We start from the raw sequence: 19,769 nt of genomic DNA, 5'->3' as shown, positions 1-19,769 counted from the left end.
ATGCTTATATGACTTATTATCACAAAATTTAATGCTTAACACTCCAGAAGATCAGCCAACGACAGGAAATTCAACTAACAGCAGTGAGGTAACTATTCCTGCTGAGGTACAGCCTATGATCAACCAAATTGAAAGCCAGATTGCTGAAATTGTCAAAGGCTTTAACCAAGTTTTCCAGGACAAGGATCTGCCACAAGCGACAATAGCTGACTTTCAGTATATTATTAAAATTCCAACTTCTCAGAAGCCTACTGAAACAGTTAACCTAAATATGGCTTCGCGTGCCAATGAAGCAAGCTCCAGTAGGGAAGCTGAAAACTTTACTACAACAATGAACAGTTGGAAAATGTGTTGCGTCAGGAATGAAGATGGTTCTATTACTTGCAGACCCTGTTTAAACATTTAACCTGCGGGTAGCAGTGCGAAGTCGTCGATTTAGCTCTTCATAAACAAAAGCAGGAATATCGGTTACAGGATTGCTACTTAAGCAGCAATCTTGCAACGCTAAAAGAAAACCTTGCACATTTGCTTGTGAACTGGCTAGACCATCTATCCGCACAAAAAATTGAGACCATTCAGATTCATTCTGGTTGTAAAGGTCTATCATCTGTAAAGCTGCTAAATATTCTGCTAATGGATCGAGCGAAAACTTAATGAGATCCTCAGCAGCACCAATAGTTTGAATAATGTGCAGACGCTCTTCTAAATATTTAATACGGCTCGCCGCATCCTCTCCACCCATCGCAGCGATAGCTACATTACGCTTAATGGGACTGGGGGAGTATTTGCGTTTAAGACATTCCCCGGCGATCGCTTTCGTATCTTGTTGCACTGTACGGTTATCAGGTTGGCCTGTTACTGCCTTACGGTTGAGTTCATTTAAATAACGCAGCATTAAATCAGGCACTGTATCAGGCAAATCACTAACAACTGTCCCAGTCTTAGCAGCAATCATTTGTTCAGCATACATCCTGGCAAGCAACACCGTAGTTGTTCGCTGTCCTACTAGGGAAGAAAGGTGACTACAGGCACTAAAAAATTCGGAATCACTAAAAAGTTCCCGTTTACTGCGTCGGAGCAAATAAGCTTCCATAAAAGATGACAAGCGATTACCTTCAATACGTAGGGGTCTGAGAGTACATTTTGTCACTTGTCCCAAAGTTTCCTTCTGCCGAGAAGTAATAATCAGTGCATTAACTGGGAAATCAGGTAACTCAGGACGAATCGCTCTTCGGGTAGCTTCACTCATTTCTGAAAAATGGTCTACAATCACCAGGATATAACGCCCTCTAAGTAGACGCTCTAGAAGTTCTTCAGAAATCGGTTCAGCCATATTGGTTAAATCCTGAAGTTGCCCCCGAATAGTTTCTAAAAAAGGCGATCTGCCGGATACTGGAGTAAAGTCAAGTTCCTGCTCAATCAAAATTGGTAGCATGAGGTGGTTACAAAGCCGTTCTTCCATATTTTCTGCCATTGCCCACTTTGCTATCTGACAAGCTAAACTGGTTTTACCAGCGCCTCCTTCGCCCCAAATCAACAGACAAGCACGATTAGTCCATACTTGACCCAAGTCTTTAGCTGTTAACTCAGGAAGGATTTGCTCTTCAAACATTACCGGAATTGGGATATAAATTTGGCGATCGCGCACTGTGTTCTTGTGCTGAAACTCTTTTCGGATTGAGTTAATGGATTGGTTGACCCACGCATCCAAAACTCTAGGATGATAGTTGAAGAACTCAACTAACAACAGAGAGCGTAGCGAAACTTTAATTCCACCTAGATTCCCCGGTAGTTGAAAATCAGTATAAGGCTTCAAGATTTGATTAATTCTCAACAACCATAAAGGTCGCAGCCAGAGAAACATCAACCAAAGTCCAGGAAAGAAAATCAAATAACCAAAAGGTATTAATACTTCTGGTCGTTTTAATACTTCCAGACTTCTTTTTTGTTTCTCATTTCTTGTTTGTTTCTCATTCTTTAAACGTGTGAGATATTTATTAATTGGTTCTATGTGTTTTTTGTCAACCCCAGCTTGAGACTGGTTCAAAATTTTTAAAGCTGGTTCAAAAATCTTGATATTTTCATCCAACTCTGAGTCCTTAAGGTTTTCCAAATTGTCTCGCAAACTTTCAGCAATATCGGCTAAACTAGCGGCAACATAATTCTTAACGTTTGAATCTTTATCTCCTAAAGCTTTGATCAAATCAGGAATTGCTTCCTTGGCTTCCATATTACCTAATGCCAATGCAGCATAGCTACGAATAGTTCCATGTTGCGATTTGAGTTTTTCTTGCAAAATGCCCATTGCTGGTTTTGCATCTGTCCCAATATTTAATAAAGTTAAAATACCCGAAAGTTGAATATCTTTATTAGGGTCTTTCTTAATTAATTCAGTCAGTTCTGATACTACCTCTTTGTCTTTTAATGTGAGACTGACATCAAAGCTGATCTGATTCAAAGCCTCGACTGCTTTCAAACGCACTTGTTCATTCTGGCTCTTTAAAGCCTTGACCAAATCAGGAACTGCTATTTTTGCTTCCACCCCCATTTGACCGATTGCCCAAGCAGCCTCAGACTGAATTTCTGAATCTTCACGATTACGAAGCTTTGCAATTAAAGCAGGAATGGATTCTTGAGGTTCCTGCTTTAAGGTTTCAAGAGCATTTCTGCGAATATCAATATCTCTGGATTTTAATTTCTGAATTTCGGCTTCAATCCTGGGTTTACCCAAAGACTGAGAATAAACTGGAGATATGAGCAACAGCGAGAAAAAGTAGCACAAAACGGTAGATGTAACTGCTAATTGTTTTCCTAGCTTCGTCATGTATTTTATCAGTATGGGTAAATCCTAAATCAAGTTTCTCAAATTCCTATGACTCTACTGATCAAATAGCAACAAAACTTTATTCTTCTGGCTATATTTCCAGCGTAAACCCGTGTAAAGAGGTTAAAATTGGGGTTTTCACACCATAGCTACTCGCAATTTTCCTCCCCTGGCTACGCCTTCTCTCAACCAAAACCTGTGGCATAATTTGCTGTTTCAAAGAATCCGCAGCGGCTGAGGCAATAATTTCCCAATCTTCTTGCATCAACATTACCCCAAGCAGTTCGCGTCATACCTGATGATTAGAAATAAACGCTTACCCAAAAAATTCAGGCGTTGCTGATTTGAAGTGATCATGTCAAAACCCTTCTAGAGACGTTCCATGTAACGTCTCTACATTTAAATTCATGCTTGGTTTCAGCAAAGCCACAAATTTGCTTGAGTCTCATAGCACAAGTCCTCGAAAGTAGTCAGTCTAGTCCACTGAAGTGGACTTTAGCTATGAGACAGGAACTTAAGTTCCTGGCGGAATTTTTCAAACATTCTCTCAACCCACCCGCCATTAAACTTGTATAGTCAATGGTAGGTGAACAGTGAAAGTAGACCCAACTCCCGGCTGGCTTTTGACAATAACTTTACCACCCATCAATTCGCAAAAGTGGCGGCTAATTGCTAAACCTAATCCAGTACCACCATACCTTTTCGTAGTTGATGTATCCCCTTGGGTAAAAGGTTTAAATAATTGTTCCTGTTGACTATGAGACATCCCAATACCCGTATCAGCCACGCTGAAAGTAATCATCCCCAAAGGATTCTCTGATAGTAAATCTGTGTTTTCGCTCTTAACTGTTAAGGTAACTTTGCCATTACTTGTAAACTTGGCAGCATTACTGAGTAAGTTTAATAATACCTGCCGCATCCGAGTTTGATCTGCGTACATTGTGCCAAGTTCTTGATCACAATGCACTTCTAGGATGTTATTATTTTTGTCTATAGCAGATTTGACTGTCAGCACCACATTATTTATGAGTGTGGAAATCTCAAATGTCTCTGGGTAGAGAGTCATTTTCCCGGCTTCAATTTTTGACAGGTCGAGAATGTCATTAATCAGTTCCAACAGATGTCTACCAGCAGAGTTAATTGTTTCTAAGTCTGTGATAAAATCTCCCGATAGCTCTAAATCAGTAGCGTCATCTTGCAGCAGTTGACTCAAGCCAATGACTGCATTTAATGGCGTGCGTAATTCGTGGCTGACATTGGCTAAAAATATGCTTTTGGCTTTACTAGCAGCTTCGGCTAATTCTTTCGCTTGTTCTAGCTCCTTTGTGCGCTCAGATACGCGTTCAATCAATCGATTCAGCGATTTAGCTAATAAGCCAATTTCATCTTCAGTGGTGACGGGAGCGCGTAAATCAAAATTAGATTTTCTCGCTACTTGTTCCGCTACTTGAGTGACAGTAATTACTGGTTCCGCGATCGCGCGACTGGTACGCCAAGCTACAATGGCGGCAATGGCCACTGATACCAGCATACTCATGATGACTATAAATCTTTCAACTTGTTTGGCCTGCTCTACATCTTTTTGCCTTAATTCTTCTTGATCTTCGGCGATTTCCAGGATCTTGCTTAATCTTTGGGAGAGTTCCTCTAGCTGCATGGCTCTGTCACCACGCATAATTTTGAGTAACTTTTCTCGTGCAAGTTCGGTCTGTTCTGGCTGTAATTGTCGAGGGTCGATCGTCTCTAAGACAGCATCTATTTCATCAAGGTATAATTTTAAAGTAGTACTATAATTCTGTAATAAAATTTGTAAATTAGCACTTTTGGCGGCTAATGTCCCAGGCCTGCTATCTATATATCGGCCAATATCTTGCTCTAAATTTTTAGCTGTATTAACACTCTGAAGAAATTTCTTGTTTGTATTGCTCAATTGTTGCGGATCTTCCAAGACTGCAACTAAATTTGAGCTATATAATTGTGCGTCTAAGACTGCATCCTTATAATTTGTGAGTAATTGCCTTTGCTCTTGGGCTTGATTAAATTGCCTAATTTCTATTCCTCTATAGTAATTGGCAATGACTAACCCAGTCAGTGAGCCGAAAAAACCAATACCGATGGCCACAAAATAACCATAACCAATTTTTTGATGTATTCGCCAAGAACTAGCTTTGAGTTTCCCGCTCGAAGGAAATTCTATAGTTGGAAGTTCATTTCTTGAAGGCTCTTCAACTGGCACTTTTTTGCTTTCTGAACTACTGTCAACAGGGATTGGTTTTTGAGTTTGCATTCCTCAAACCTCCTTACTCTCGCACAAATATGACCGCATCAGTCTTCTTTGTACGATCACATTCATTGATAATTAGCATCTAAAAGTATCTTTTATAATAAAAAGTTACAAGAACTGCTGACTAGATAATTCCCACGCGTGAATTAGTATTTGATTGCTTGTGAAATAAATGTTCACAAAAATACTTAATATGAGTTAAAAAAACCTGATTAGTCAAACTTCGTCACCACTATAGCAGTTTTAACTTGGTATTGACGTAATTCATTGTGTCTTTACAAATGCGATAACTGCCGTGGCGTAGCCATACAATTAATTAACCACAGATGCAAAAACAGAGTAACTTTCCGCAATTTACACATAAATTGCGTACTTAGCAGATGAAGAAACTCTATATTCTTAATACTCAGTTAATTAAGCCAATATTTGACCATTGGCTAGATGCCACCCTATCTTACTCCCAGCCTTGGTAATCGCCACATAGACTTTATACAAAAATTCATTTTTATTGCCTACGGACAGAAACATCAACGCCACAAAATTTAATAGTTTGGACTAAGCCAATAAGGATCGTATCACCGATTAGTTTAATTATAAAAAAAACATCCATTTCTTTTAACATCTTGACAAAGCAGTAGGGGGTTTTGTCCAGGATGTAAACTACCCCTTCTACTTTAACTCCCTACTGCTGTTACTCTAAGCGATCGCAGCCGCTAGCGATTGTGTGACTAGTTGCTGCAACAATTCCACCTTATCGGTGCGCTCCCAAGGTAAATCTAAATCATTGCGCCCAAAGTGACCGTAAGCCGCGATGTCCTGATAAAAACGTCCGCCTCGTTCACTGGGTAAGTTACGTAAATTGAAAGTATGGATAATCCCGGCGGGACGTAGTTCAAATTGGTCTTTGACTAATTCCAACAAGGTTTCATCATCCAATTTACCAGTCCCAAAAGTTTCCAGGAAAATGCTCACGGGGCGGGCTACACCAATGGCATAACTAAGCTGAACCTCACACTTTTGAGCCAACCCAGCCGCCACAATGTTTTTAGCCATATACCGAGCCGCATAAGCAGCCGAACGGTCAACCTTTGTGGGATCTTTACCGGAAAAAGCGCCGCCACCATGTCGAGAATAACCACCGTAGGTATCAACAATAATTTTCCGACCTGTCAGACCAGAGTCTCCTTGAGGACCACCAATCACAAATTTGCCAGTGGGGTTGACTAGGAAACGTGTGTCTTGATTTGGCTTAATGTCAATGTCACCAAAAACAGGCTCCACTACTGCTGACCAGAGGTCTTGTTTAATCTTGGCTTGTATTGCGGCTTCTTCAGTGATTTCCCCGATACTCTCTGTATGCTGAGTGGAAATCAGAATCGTGTCAATACCTACAGGATACCCATCTTCGTAGGCTACAGTTACTTGTGTTTTGCCGTCGGGGCGCAGGTATGGCAATTTGCCTGTTTTCCGAACTGTTGCCAGTCGGCGAGCAATGCGATGAGCCAGACTTATGGGTAAGGGCATCAGTTCCGGTGTTTCGTTGCAGGCGAAGCCAAACATGATACCTTGATCACCCGCACCAATTTTGTCGAATAGTTCATCGCTATCCTGCTGGCGGGTTTCTTGGGCGACATTAACGCCTTGAGCTATATCGGGTGATTGTTCATCTAAAGCCACCAGAACGCTAGCGCTGCTGGACGAAAAGCCATTAACAGCGTCTATGTAGCCAATTTCAGCTATTTTTTGGCGGGCAATGTTGACATAATTCGCATTAGTTTTACTAGTGATTTCACCAGTGATTAGCACCAAACCAGTGTTAACTACTACCTCAGCCGCAACCCGACTGCTAGGATCTTCTGTTAATAAGGCATCTAGGATCGTATCAGAAATTTGATCGCAAATCTTATCTGGATGACCTTCGGTAACTGATTCGGAGGTAAATAAACAGCGTTTAGACAAAGAGGTTCCTCCTTTTCAAAGATTGCCACTGGCTAAAATTTTGGTTATTTATTTAGTTCAGCAGCTAATTTATGAAATCATAACAATATTTACGCACTCCGAAGTTAGTATTGCATTGATTTTTTATAATTTACACATTTATATTCAGTATTTGGCGAATAGAATCAGGTTTGATAACTGATATCTATCAGCATTTGCAATGCCGTTATGACAAAATTTGTAGTATGGCAAATATGGAGATATTTTTCTGAATAAGAAAGGGGGAAACCTAGAAGTACCCCCGAAAGCTGTGGTATAACCACGGCTTAATTAAACTTGAACTGCTAGTTTGGCTTCTTTTGCTGTCAAGCGTTCGTAGGCGGCGCGCATTTTCAAGCCTGTCAGCACTTGGAACAAGCCAGTACCGTTATTGGAACCTGGATACTCACGGTGTTGCAATAGTAAGTGAGTCATCTCACCTTCATACTTGGTGGATGTCTTACTCAGATGGGTTTCGATATAAATAACTTCATCTAGGTTGTCGAATTGACCGTCTACTTCTAATACTGAGACGTAGCGACCGTAATAGACATCAGAACCATAGTATACTTGCATACCAGGGTATGAACAAGTTAGTTTGCGTCCGCAGGGAGTCCAGTTAATGGTTGACCCTTCATCAAATAGGTAGGTTGGCTCAAAACCTTCTTTGCCTTCACGTTGGAGCATACGTACCCGCAGCACCTTGCGTTCTGTATCATTTTTAATCAGGTTCGTGGGCAGTACCTGAAGCACGACATCAGCAAATTCTCGTTGTGGCTCGATGAATTTTTCAAAATCGGGTTTACGAGAATTGATTTGAGCTAAGACATCTTCATAACGATGTCCTCTTTCTGCCATATCGCGTTGGATTTTCCAAGCAATTTTGACTTCATCACTAATATCGAAATAGACGCTGAAATCAAGTAGCGATCGCACTCTCTCATCATATAAAGGATGGAGACCTTCTACAACTACGATGTGATTGGGCTGCACACGCTCTGGTGGATCAATCATCCCGGTTTCGTGGTTATAAATCGGCTTATCAATCACTTGACCTTCTTTAAGCGCTTTGATTTGCTCATACATCAGGTCAAAATTATTGGCTCTGGGGTCAAGTGCAGTTATCCCAGTCTCTTTGCGCTGTTTGCGGTCTAAAGAATGATAGTCATCTAAGCAGATAACCGTCATGAACTCTTCACCAAATAAATCTATTAAACGACGTAAAAAGGTAGATTTACCGCATCCAGAGTCTCCGGCTACTCCAATCAATACCACGCGTTCCGGCTTAGTTGTCATAAATTTCCTCTAAATACTAAATGTGTCAATCAATATTTTTTCACACAGAAGATTTTTAAACCAGGAGTTTACCCCATTGGTTGATCCTGTGTTTTTGCTACTCAGCAGGGCTATGGAATATCTAGACGGGCAGACAACTAAACTATAGTTGTCTGTCATCCAAGTTATACTTAATTCCTTGCTGGCTGGTAAGTATTTAATCCTAGTGGTGTATTTGATTTTAACAGAAGGGGGTATTCTATAACAAGATTTGCTCTCATTCAAATAACGGCTACCATATCCCTACGAGACGCTACGCTTAGGGTAGTCTCGTCAGTACGGCTTATGCGATTGCTCTCACAAGCCGAATGTCGTTAGACCTGAGTTACTGAGAAACAACCTCTTGCTTTCCCAAACATTACTAATAATTAAATTAGCAATTTTCAGTCCCCTGTAATCACCCCTAAAAGTGTTGTCTCAACTTCCCCTACTGAGTTTTGACCTTGGTTCGCCAAGTTGATCAAGTATAATTGATTTAAGTAACCGATTTATTTTGATCAGGGGGAAAATTTGCATGAGCGCTATGGCAATGCTCGACAAATTCAACCTCAGCATCATAATTAGGTGAAACAATCCGCATCATCAGAGTTTCAGGCGGGTATTTGCTCAAAATGCTCAAGTGAGTGCCAGGCACTCCTAGAGGTTGACAGATGTTTCACATCAAGTGAAACTGATTGTAGGTGTTTCTGAGTTAAGGCTAGAAGCCCAAAACCCTGTTTTTTTACCGCAGGATATAGGGGTTTGGGCAAGTGTTACCGCAAGGTAAGTCTATTTTAATAGTCGTATAAAAGGAAACTGCCAAGCTATAGGTCATTGGGTCTTGCCTTTTGGGTGGTTGAAAGCTATCTCCTTGATAGGATTAGCAGTTCACGAAAAAAAGATTAAATTGACTCATTATTAACATTCTGCCAAAGGCTTATCCTTTACCTTAGAAGGTGAACAGGTGTGTTTTTTGCTATCCTTGTATGTCTTTGGTGAGTGAACCTAGCACGGCATTAGCTGATAATGCCCCTTTCCCAGAGTGCCAGTCTTGGTATCCAAAAATTCGGTACACTAAAACTGGTAAAAGGAAAGAATTTTTTTTTGAGAAACGGTTAAGTAAAAATCGGAGTGTTAGAACGAATGTACAATCAAGGTGCTGTTGAAGGTGCTGCCAACATAGAATTAGGTAGCCGCGTCTTCGTTTACGAAGTGGTGGGTCTGCGCCAAAACGAAGAAACTGATCAAACAAACTACCCAATTCGGAAAAGTGGCAGTGTGTTCATCAGAGTACCTTACAACCGCATGAATCAAGAAATGCGACGGATCACTCGCCTAGGCGGCAAAATTGTTAGTATCCAATCTGTAAGTACTCTAGAACAACTTAATGGTAAAGTCTCTCACGAGAGTGCTGGACACAAAGAGGAGTCTTTAGTTACATCTGAAATAGCTGCTAACACTGAGGGGAATGGTAAAGCTACACCTGTTACTAATAGTGAAGTCAAAGGCTTTGCTAAACCATCAGCTGAAGATCAGCTTAAAAAGAAGGACAAAAAAGGCAACACCATGACTCAAGCGAAAGCCAAAAAAGGCGCTGACGTTCCTGTCAATATTTACCGTCCTAATGCTCCATTTGTTGGTAAGTGTATATCTAATGAACCGTTAGTTAAAGAAGACGGTATTGGTATTGTTCAGCACCTCAAGTTCGACCTGTCCGGCGGTGATTTGAAATACGTTGAAGGTCAAAGTATTGGGATTATTCCTCCAGGTGTAGATAAGAACGGCAAGCCAGAAAAACTCAGACTATATTCTATTGCTTCCACTCGTCATGGCGATGATGTGGATGATAGAACCGTATCACTGTGCGTCCGCCAATTGGAGTATAAACACCCAGAAAGCGGTGAAACAGTTTACGGTGTTTGTTCTACTCACCTAACTCAACTTGAACCCGGCGCAGAGGTGAAAATCACTGGGCCAGTGGGTAAGGAAATGTTGCTACCCGAAGATCCAGAAGCCAAAGTAATTATGATGGCAACTGGAACAGGTATCGCTCCCATGCGGGCTTATCTGTGGCGGATGTTTAAGGATGCGGAAAGAGCAGCTAACCCAGAATACCAATTTAAAGGATTCTCTTGGCTGATATTTGGGGTTCCCACCACTCCCAACATCTTATATAAAGAAGAACTGGAAGAAATGCAGGAGAAATATCCTGATAACTTCCGCTTGACTTGTGCTATCAGCCGGGAACAAAAAAATCCCCAAGGTGGCAGAATGTACATCCAAGACCGGGTGGCAGAACACGCTGATGAATTGTGGAAGTTGATTAAGGAAGAAAAAACTCACACTTACATCTGCGGTTTGCGTGGTATGGAAGGTGGTATCGATGAAGCGCTAAGTGCTGCTGCTGCGAAGGAAGGAGTAGTTTGGAGTGATTTCCAGAAGGAACTTAAAAAAGCTCATCGCTGGCACGTAGAAACTTACTAAGTTTATAGTCTTTAGTCATTCGACTGAGGCGATTAACAAAGGATAATCAGTAATAAGTAGGGTGGGTTTTTGTTGACTCACCCTACAATTGTTTTATGTGGACAGCTGAGAACAGAGTTCTAAGTGCTTGATTTACCCATAGATACCTGGGGCTATACCAACAAAGCCATGATTAGCAGGCTAATTAGTATAAATCAGGAAGCACTCAGCACTCAGCACTCAGCACTCAAAAATTAGGGTGCAAAATTTGTGGGAGTGAAACTAGGAATATTAGGTTTAGGCACTGTTGGTACAGGTACAGTGCAGTTACTGCAAGATGTGGTGGGACGTAACCCGTTATTGCAGGAAGTAGAAATATATCGTGTAGGAGTGCGATCGCTTGCTAAAATTCGAGATGTAGAATTACCTGCCAATGTCTTAACTACAGATTTAGAGTCTATTGTCAATGACCCGGCGGTAGATATTGTTGTGGAGTTAATTGGGGGACTGGAACCTGCGCGATCGCTAATTCTCCAAGCTTTAAACAATGGTAAACACGTTGTCACCGCCAATAAAGCGGCGATCGCACGTTTTGGTGCAGAAATCTTTACAACTGCCAACCAAGCCGGGGTATATGTGATGTTAGAAGCGGCTGTAGGTGGTGGTATTCCAGTAATTCAACCCCTCAAGCAGTCTTTAAGTGTTAACCGTATTCATACTATTACAGGCATCGTTAACGGTACAACTAACTACATCCTCACCAGGATGCAAACCGAAGGCAGCAACTTTAGCGATGTCTTGGCTGATGCCCAAAAATTAGGTTATGCCGAAGCTGATCCTACAGCTGATGTAGACGGCTTAGACGCAGCCGATAAAATTGCTATCCTGGCATCATTAGGCTTTGGTGGACGTATCAATTTAGAAGATGTCTATTGTGAAGGCATTCGGCAAGTTAGTAAGACAGATATTACTTATGCCGAAAAGTTGGGATTTGTGATTAAATTGTTAGCGATCGCTAAACAATACACACCTTCATCTCCCCTCTCTGTCAGAGTGCATCCCACCTTAGTAGCCAAAACACATCCATTAGCTAGTATTAACGGTGTTTATAATGCCATTCTCGTAGAAGGTGAACCCATAGGACAGGTAATGTTTTTTGGCCCCGGTGCAGGTGCGGGTGCGACAGCCAGTGCCGTCACCTCGGATATTTTGAATTTAGTTGCTGTTCTCAAAACCAGTACAACTAACCCCAATCCCCTATTAACCTGTGGACACCAAGATTACTGTGAAATTGCCCCCATCACCGAACTTGTAACGCGATTTTATGCCCGCTTCCTCACCAAAGACCAACCAGGAGTTATTGGTAAATTGGGTACTTGCTTTGGTAACTATGGCGTGAGTTTAGAGTCAGTAGTCCAAACAGGTTTTCAGGAAGGACTAGCAGAAATTGTTGTTGTTACTCACGATGTGCGAGAAGGCGATTTTCGGCAAGCCTTGGCAGAAATTCAGAATTTAGAAGCGATAGATAGTATTCCCAGTTTACTGCGCGTCTTGTAAATAGGCTCAGAAATTGCTAGGAGACAAGGTAAAACAGGTTCAACTGGTAGGGGCGGGTTTACAGATATCATTCATGATTAACGGGGATATTAGTAGACCCGCCCACATCCCTTTAATTGCGAAATTATACATAAAAGCTATGTATTATAAGGAATAGCCTCTACCTCAAGAACATGGAACCTTTAACTACTGCTGCGATCGCCATTGGCTCTGTAGTCGCCACCAAAGCCTTAGAAAAAACGGGCGAAAAGGTAGGCGAAGTTTTATGGGATAAAACTGGTCAATTTCTTGTCAAGCTGAGAAAACACTCTCCTCAGACTGTAGTTGCTATTGAGAAAGCACCAGAACAACCGCTAGATTATGGCAAAGCTTTAATTGAGGTAGAATCGGCTGCACAGGCTAATCCTGAAGTAGCACAAGCTGCACAGGAATTGGCAGCAGCAGCAAAAGCAGAACCAAATCCCAAGTTTGCAGAAATTCTGGCTATGCCTAACCTGCAAAAGTTAGCTGACAAAATTGGTCAGGTAGTCATGCCTGGAGGGACAGGAAATATTCAAAATCAGTCTTTTTAAGCTGAAATAGGGCTTTAAATTTTTTTGTGGAACAGGCATCTTGCCTGTTTTGGGCGGGTGAGGACGGGATATGGAAAACCTCTCTCCAAACCTCTCCCCTCCAAGGGGAGAGGCTTTGAATTTTCCCCCTTCCCTGGTAGGGAAGGGGGTTAGGTTTAGCTTTGGTTTTTCCATATCCTGTGAAAAGTGAGGTGAGGACACCCACCCCACAATGATTATTTTTATCTGAAATATTTATGTTTAACGACTCTGGGAAGCGTGCTGACAAAATTGGTGCTTATGCTGCCTTTGGTGGTCAAGTTAACATTGGTACTCAAATTATTCAGGGGCAGAAACAGTTAACTCCCACAAAATATATTCCTTATCGTGGTTCTGTTCATTTCGTCGGACGTGAACAGGAACTGACACGAGTGCATAAACACTTGCAGCGTGGAAATTATGTGGCAATTTCAGGGATGGGAGGCGTAGGCAAAACCGAATTAGCTACCCAATACGCCAAAAGATATCAAGATAATTATGGCGGTATTGCTTGGTTCAATGATCGCAACAGTAATCTTGCTGCTGAAATTTTGGAATTTTTTATCAATCTTGGTTTGGAGATTCCCCAAAAACTAGGGGGCAAACTGTTAAGCCTAAAAGAACAAATTGCTTGGTGTTGGTCTAGATATCCTGACTCTACCTTGCCTATATTAATAGTCTTCGATGATGTCACAGACTTAGCTAATCTCCGCCAAGTCTTACCCGAAAATCAACGCTTTCGCGTTTTGGTGACAACGAGACAACGAAATTTAGACCCGAATTTTATTCAAGAGATACCTTTATATGTTCTGTCTCCAGAAACAGAACCAGGAAAAGCATTAGAACTGTTAAACCGATTGTTAGGGAACAAAGACAGGCGAGTTGAAAATCAATTAGAAGCTGCAACTGCAATATGTGAATGTCTGGAATATTTGCCTTTGGGAATAGTGTTAGTCGGAGGTTATTTAGTCCGCGACCCAGGACTATCTCTGAATACAATGTTGGAGAGACTACAAACCCAAAAATTAGCTGAAATATCTTTACAGCGAGAGCCAGATTCTACCATTGGTCAAGCGCAACTGGGAGTCAAAGCAGCGTTTACCTTAACTTGGGAAAAACTTGACCCCCTCACACAACAATTAGGAAAATTTTTGAGTTTATTTGCTCCCCAACAGATTCTTTGGGATTTAGTGACTTGGGTGGCGACAGATGGAGGGAAAGCAGAAGATGAAGCAGCAATACAGCTAAATTGGTCACAAGAGGAACTAAACGCAGCGAAAAAGCAACTTTACGCACGTAACTTGCTGCAACTGGTAGAAGCTACAGAAGGAGAATATTATAAAATTCATGCTTTGGTGCGGTGGTTCTTGCAAGAACAGTTAACTAATTCTGGGGAAATAAAATCAGTTTTAGAAACAACCTTTACTTCTGCCATGATAGTTGTAGCTCATTACCTTCCCCAATCTCCCACTTCTGAGGATATCGAAAGCATCAAGGATGTTGTTCCCCATATTGAAGACTTGGGAAATAGGATAATTACCGAGATTAAGCAAGCAGCTGAAAAACAGATAAATTCCCCAGCATCAGTTCCCAATGATCAAGTAATTGGGATATTTGTAGGAGTAACAAGATTTTATCAGGGACAAGGACTATATAAATTAGCAGAACCTTGGTATGAGGAATGTGTCAATGTTTGCCAAGCTTTGTTTGCCGGCGACCATCCTGATGTGGCTACTAGCTTGAACAATTTAGGCGAACTCTATCGTAGTCAAGGGCGGTACAGTCAAGCCGAACCCCTCTACATTCAAGCCTTGGACATGAAACAGCGCTTGTTTGCCAGCGACCATCCCAATGTCGCTACTAGCTTGAACAATTTAGCTTTTCTCTACAAAAGTCAAGGGTGGTACAGTCAAGCCGAACCTCTTTTCATTCAAGCCTTGGAGATGACACAGCGCTTGTTTGCCGGCGACCATCCTGATGTCGCTACTAGCTTGAACAATTTAGGCGAACTCTATCGTAGTCAAGGGCGGTACAGTCAAGCCGAACCCCTCTACATTCAAGCCTTGGACATGAAACAGCGCTTGTTTGCCAGCGACCATCCCAATGTCGCTACTAGCTTGAACAATTTAGCTTTTCTCTACAAAAGTCAAGGGTGGTACAGTCAAGCCGAACCTCTTTTCATTCAAGCCTTGGAGATGACACAGCGCTTGTTTGCCGGCGACCATCCTGATGTCGCTACTAGCTTGAACAATTTAGCCGAACTTTATCGTAGTCAAGGGCGGTACAGTCAAGCCGAACCCCTCTACAAAAAAGCCTTGGAGATGAGACAGCGCTTGTTTGCCGACGACCATCCTGATGTCGCTACTAGCTTGAACAATTTAGCTCTACTCTACAACAATCAAGGGCGCTACAGTCAAGCCGAACCTCTGTTCATTCAAGCATTGGAGATTATACAGCGCTTGTTTGCCGGCGACCATCCCAATGTGGCTACTAGCTTGAACAATTTAGCTTCTCTCTACTATAGTCAAGGGCGGTACAGTCAAGCCGAACACTTCTACAAAAAAGCCTTGGAGATGTGTCAACGGGTATTAGGGGTTAATCATCCCACTACAGCGACAATTAAAGAAAACTTGGCAATTCTGCGACAACGTTAATTCCCATTGCTACTTGGAAACGTCGGCTAGGTCAGTTTTTACAAATATTATTGGTGATTGTAATTTTACCGTTTTCTTTACTGTGGCAATTCGCTAAGAAAATAATTCGTAATTAAAGGATTGGATCGGGCGATCGCCTATATTCTACAAGTTCCTGAGCCAGTGCGATTACAGCAGCAAGGCGATCGCAATATATAGCTGTAGCCATATCGCTTAGGACTGTGTTAATATCTCAAAACCTTATAGAGACTAGGTTTATACTCAGAAATCAGAACTTTGCTATATGATTGAATCGCAAAAAAGCGAGAGAGCGATCGCCTGAATTGATCACCGATAAAAAAAGACGCTCAAAGAGCGCCTTAATATGCATAAATTGTAGTTTTTGTCAACGGCTACATTTAGAGAATGGCTACCCTAGTACAGCAAAGGATAGCGACAAAGAAGATATTAAGCTTCTGGATTATTTTTACCGACAACTTGCGATTTCAGCGTAGTGATTTCACTAGTTAGCTCTTTGCGGGTCGAGGCTTTGAGCAAATAGCGGTAAACAAACCAAGCCGAGTAGCCAATACCAATCAATTCAAAAGTCGGTGCGACTAAAGGAACATCATTCAAAGAGTCTAATACTGCCAAGAGTACCTTCACCGAAACAATTGCGGCCACAATTAAACCGACACTAACTAGGGGCTGCTTATATTGGTTAAAAAAGCTTCCCAGGTATTCAGGCAGTGTTGCTAAAAAACCAGAAATTTGTTCGCCGTATTGTTGCCATTGCTCTTGAGACTGCACAGGAGGCTGGAGCTTGGTAATGGTTCCTGTTTGGTTGTTGATATCTGGCACGGTGGCCTCTTGAGATTTGGTTTCTGTGAATTCCGGTTCTTGCATTTTCACTCCTATAAATTTAACAGTTGAGTTTATCTAATCGGTGACAATTACCAGCAAAAGGCTGTTGATTAGGCAATGCACGAGGGCATAAGTACAACTTGTGTTTGATCCACAAAAGGTTTTAGTATCCTATAACCATAATTGCCTCATCAGCTCTACTGCATCAACTACAAGGTAGACGACAGTATGAGGAGAGAAGTCAGAAAGCGTCCAGATATTTGAAAATCAGCTTTCTGAGTGCGGGATTTTGTGAATCTACACAGACGCATTACTGTGTCAGGTCAGCTATCTTAAGGTGAGCCACATTGGCGTAGCCTGCACTCCGCGCATAGCCACCTATCTTAACAACGGGGTTCTGACAGTCGTACTCATTCAAGCACAAATAAGGCCAAAATCAGACTACCTCACATTTATACAAGCTTAAAAGCCGATTTTATCTGATATTAAAGCTATCTTAAGCCGTCTTCGTCAATTAACTCATTGATAATTAATATTAATCTGTAATAAAAGTTTTTATGTATGCAATGACACTAGACGATATAAATGTTTTGTGATATGATTACCAGGCTATATCTGAATTTTTCTAGATTAAGTCAAGCAGCTATTTCCTTAAAGTCAAATATTTTTCCCAAGCAGATTTAGGGATAATGCTTGCTCATAGCAATTGCTTTTATCCCTATACTCAGCCCAAGTAACATTTTTCTACACTTGAATTAAGTGCAACCACCTTGGCGGTTAAGACAGTGTAGATAGCTTGAAGTCCTTGTAGCAAAGGGGTTTCTACCCAACACTAGGCATTTTGCTACAAGTACAACACGACCGAAGTCAAGCTACCACTGAAAACACCCTAAGACTAACGGTAGATTTTGACTTTTGACTTTTGATTTTTAACTTCCGCCTGGCGGTGTTAGTCCCAGTCTGGGAACATATTTGCTTCATCTCCACCAATACCGATACCAGTGTGATAAATTTCCGCATCAGTAATGATCATGTGATCCATTGATGCTCCATATACATTAGAGTCGTAAATTTTAGCGCCAGTCAAATTTGCTCCATTGAGATTGGCTGCTTTGAAATTAACGTTAGTCAGCATAGCTGAAGTTAAGTTTGCACCTTTCAAATTCGCATTAGTTAAGTCTGCGCCTTCGAGATTGACTCCTTCGAGGTTAGCTCCAGAGAGATTTGCTCCTCGTAAGTCAGCACCAATTAAATGAGCGCCTCGGAGGTTAACTCCTGATAAATCGCACTGGATACACTCTCTAGTCAAATTTAGCCTTTGTAAGTCCTGGGAATTGCCAGCTTTAACTATGCTACTAAAAATTAGGGGAGTCGCTAAGGCTAGAGCCGCAAATAGCTGGAGTTTCATATTGTTTTCCCCTTCGTCATTAAACTACATCTGTTCTTTTCCTCACGATTGTATTATCTCACTAAATTGCTAAAAGTTGTGGTTGGAACACACAAGCCAATTGTGATCTGCTACCAATGCTCTGGTGATGTGGGAACTATTATTGACTATGGTTTTGGGCTATTATCAACCAGTAAAATTGGCAGAAATTGTCCCATTAAATTAATGTTAAATATTTTGAAGAACTTGTGCCACTTTGCATAGTTACACATTAGATTTTGCTTGGGTTTTGACTAATACAAGATGACACTGCCTTCAAAAAAATTAGTAGCTTAAATCACCAAAAATTCACGCATATACCGATTAACTAAATCAGGCTTTTCTTGCTGTACCCAATGACCACAATGGGGAATATACTTAATTTGAAAGTCATTGACATAGGCGGCAGTGTCGTAGGTGAGTTCTTTTCCTAGTGCTGTATCGTTTTCGCCCCAAATCATCAGTGTGGGTACAGCCAAAATGCCCCAATTTTTCTGGGTGAATATGCTGGCAAAAATATTACGATAATAGTTGATCATGGCGGTAGTCGCACCACGTTTTGCAGCAGCATTTTTATAAGCATCAATATCTGCTGGGGTGAAAGCGCTTTTATTCACTGCTGTGCCTTGAATAGCTTTTTCAATTGCTTCATAGTCTGACAACTGTAGAAGTAATTCAGGTAGCCAAGGTAACTGAAATAAGAATATATACCAGCTGCGTAATAACTGCTGATAAGTGCGTAAGCCTTGGGCAAATTTAGCAGGGTGAGGTAGGTTGAGGATAATTAATCGCTCTACCATTTCGGGGTGAGCATAGGCAAAAGACCAAGCGATCGCACCACCCCAATCATGTCCAACTAAGATACACTTGTCATATCCTAATCCTTGAATTACCCCTTCCACGTCTTTGACCAATTCATCCATCACATAAGCTGATTGGTCTTTGGGTTTATCGCTATCGTTGTAGCCACGTAAATCAAGGGCGACAACTTGGAAATCTTGGGCAAATTCTGGGATTTGATGTCGCCAAGAATACCAAAACTCAGGAAATCCATGTAACATCAACATTAATGGCCCTGATCCTTGGGTGACGTAGTGCAGTTTCACGCCATTGGTGATTATATATTCATGTTTCCACGAATTCTGTATTACAGACATAATGTTGTATTTTCCAAGCAGAACGTTTCTACCTTAGAAATTATGTATCATTTGTCTACTCAAAGTATCTGTTAAGGGACAGTTTGTGTGAGAAAATTTTTGTATAGCAACTGCCCAGGCGGTTAAAACAGTCTTAAAGCAGCTGGGTTTTTACACTGCTCAACGCCCCGCTATCGCTCTAAGCGCAGCCATGCACTCAGCACTCAACACTTTGCTATCAAGGACAAGACGCGTGGAATCTCAATTGCAGATTGAACAAGTAATCAAAACGCTTCAAGAGGATTTACCAACACTATTTGAGAAAGATATTTCTTATGATATTTATACTCAGGATATCTACTTTCAAGATCCTGTAAATAAATTTAAATGGAAATTCAACTATCGGATTATATTTTGGACGTTACGATTTCACGCGCGGCTATTTTTTACGCAAATTTATTTTGACTTGCATGAAGTATCACAGCCAGCAAAGGATACTATTTTAGCCAAGTGGACAGTTCGCGGAGTTTTGCGTGTTCCCTGGAAAGCCAAACTATTTTTCAATGGCTATTCGACGTATAAACTTAACCAACACACTTTAATCTACGAGCATATCGATACTTGGGATCGTCAGCCAGGGGAAATTTTAAAACAGTTTTGGCAAAGGTAAAGAGTGCTGAGTGCTGAGTGGGTAGGGGCGC

The 19,769-nt window shown here is 41.4% G+C and carries 13 protein-coding genes; 6 read left to right on the top strand and 7 right to left on the bottom strand.

Annotation, left to right across the window (positions count from 1 at the left end):
* Nucleotides 1-31: 31 nt before the first annotated feature.
* A complete protein-coding gene (locus ACM0OW_RS08190) occupies nucleotides 32-406 on the top strand; it encodes a hypothetical protein (RefSeq protein ID WP_414549543.1) in 375 nt (124 codons plus the stop codon).
* Here ACM0OW_RS08190 and ACM0OW_RS08185 read toward each other — a convergent pair.
* The 4 genes from ACM0OW_RS08185 to ACM0OW_RS08170 form a co-directional block, all read right to left on the bottom strand.
* On the bottom strand, nucleotides 395-2,824 hold the full coding sequence (locus ACM0OW_RS08185; protein WP_414549542.1) for a HEAT repeat domain-containing protein: 2,430 nt from the start codon (nucleotides 2,822-2,824) through the stop codon (nucleotides 395-397). The genes ACM0OW_RS08190 and ACM0OW_RS08185 overlap by 12 nt on opposite strands.
* Before the next feature lie 562 nt (nucleotides 2,825-3,386).
* Nucleotides 3,387-5,111, bottom strand: a complete 1,725-nt coding sequence (locus ACM0OW_RS08180) for an ATP-binding protein (RefSeq protein WP_414549541.1) — start codon at nucleotides 5,109-5,111, stop codon at nucleotides 3,387-3,389.
* Nucleotides 5,112-5,804: 693 nt separating this feature from the next.
* Nucleotides 5,805-7,067, bottom strand: coding sequence for a methionine adenosyltransferase (metK, locus tag ACM0OW_RS08175; RefSeq protein ID WP_414549540.1), 1,263 nt, complete (start codon nucleotides 7,065-7,067; stop codon nucleotides 5,805-5,807).
* A 309-nt stretch (nucleotides 7,068-7,376) separates the two neighbouring features.
* Nucleotides 7,377-8,381: a phosphoribulokinase gene (locus tag ACM0OW_RS08170; RefSeq protein ID WP_414549539.1), complete on the bottom strand. Its 1,005-nt coding sequence runs from the start codon at nucleotides 8,379-8,381 to the stop codon at nucleotides 7,377-7,379.
* A 1,161-nt stretch (nucleotides 8,382-9,542) separates the two neighbouring features.
* On the opposite strand from ACM0OW_RS08170, the gene petH reads away from it, so the two are divergent.
* The 4 genes from petH (at nucleotide 9,543) to ACM0OW_RS08150 (ending at nucleotide 15,663) form a co-directional block, all read left to right on the top strand.
* A complete protein-coding gene (gene petH / locus ACM0OW_RS08165; protein ID WP_414549538.1) occupies nucleotides 9,543-10,883 on the top strand; it encodes a ferredoxin--NADP reductase in 1,341 nt (446 codons plus the stop codon).
* A gap of 249 nt (nucleotides 10,884-11,132) precedes the next feature.
* Nucleotides 11,133-12,419: a homoserine dehydrogenase gene (locus ACM0OW_RS08160; RefSeq protein WP_414549537.1), complete on the top strand. Its 1,287-nt coding sequence runs from the start codon at nucleotides 11,133-11,135 to the stop codon at nucleotides 12,417-12,419.
* A gap of 173 nt (nucleotides 12,420-12,592) precedes the next feature.
* A complete protein-coding gene (locus ACM0OW_RS08155; protein WP_414549536.1) occupies nucleotides 12,593-12,991 on the top strand; it encodes a hypothetical protein in 399 nt (132 codons plus the stop codon).
* A gap of 236 nt (nucleotides 12,992-13,227) precedes the next feature.
* A complete protein-coding gene (locus ACM0OW_RS08150; RefSeq protein ID WP_414549535.1) occupies nucleotides 13,228-15,663 on the top strand; it encodes a tetratricopeptide repeat protein in 2,436 nt (811 codons plus the stop codon).
* A 447-nt stretch (nucleotides 15,664-16,110) separates the two neighbouring features.
* Here ACM0OW_RS08150 and ACM0OW_RS08145 read toward each other — a convergent pair whose 3' ends face one another.
* The 3 genes from ACM0OW_RS08145 to ACM0OW_RS08135 form a co-directional block, all read right to left on the bottom strand.
* Nucleotides 16,111-16,548 carry a CAAD domain-containing protein gene (locus tag ACM0OW_RS08145; protein WP_414549534.1) on the bottom strand — a complete coding sequence of 146 codons (438 nt, stop codon included), beginning with the start codon at nucleotides 16,546-16,548 and terminating at the stop codon, nucleotides 16,111-16,113.
* Nucleotides 16,549-17,455: 907 nt separating this feature from the next.
* Nucleotides 17,456-17,914 carry a pentapeptide repeat-containing protein gene (locus ACM0OW_RS08140; protein WP_414549533.1) on the bottom strand — a complete coding sequence of 153 codons (459 nt, stop codon included), beginning with the start codon at nucleotides 17,912-17,914 and terminating at the stop codon, nucleotides 17,456-17,458.
* Nucleotides 17,915-18,225: 311 nt separating this feature from the next.
* Nucleotides 18,226-19,089 (bottom strand): alpha/beta fold hydrolase, encoded by an 864-nt coding sequence (locus tag ACM0OW_RS08135; RefSeq protein WP_414549532.1) that lies wholly within the window; start codon nucleotides 19,087-19,089, stop codon nucleotides 18,226-18,228.
* Nucleotides 19,090-19,321: 232 nt separating this feature from the next.
* Between ACM0OW_RS08135 and ACM0OW_RS08130 the strand changes: the two genes are divergently transcribed.
* Complete coding sequence (locus ACM0OW_RS08130; RefSeq protein ID WP_414549531.1) at nucleotides 19,322-19,738, top strand: DUF2358 domain-containing protein; 417 nt, start codon at nucleotides 19,322-19,324, stop codon at nucleotides 19,736-19,738.
* Nucleotides 19,739-19,769: the final 31 nt, after the last annotated feature.

It is taken from the genome of Anabaena sp. CCY 0017 (assembly GCF_963920885.1).
Classification (GTDB): domain Bacteria; phylum Cyanobacteriota; class Cyanobacteriia; order Cyanobacteriales; family Nostocaceae; genus Nodularia.
The sequence above is the reverse complement of the archived record's forward strand: the minus strand, read 5'-3'. Positions and strand labels throughout refer to the sequence as shown.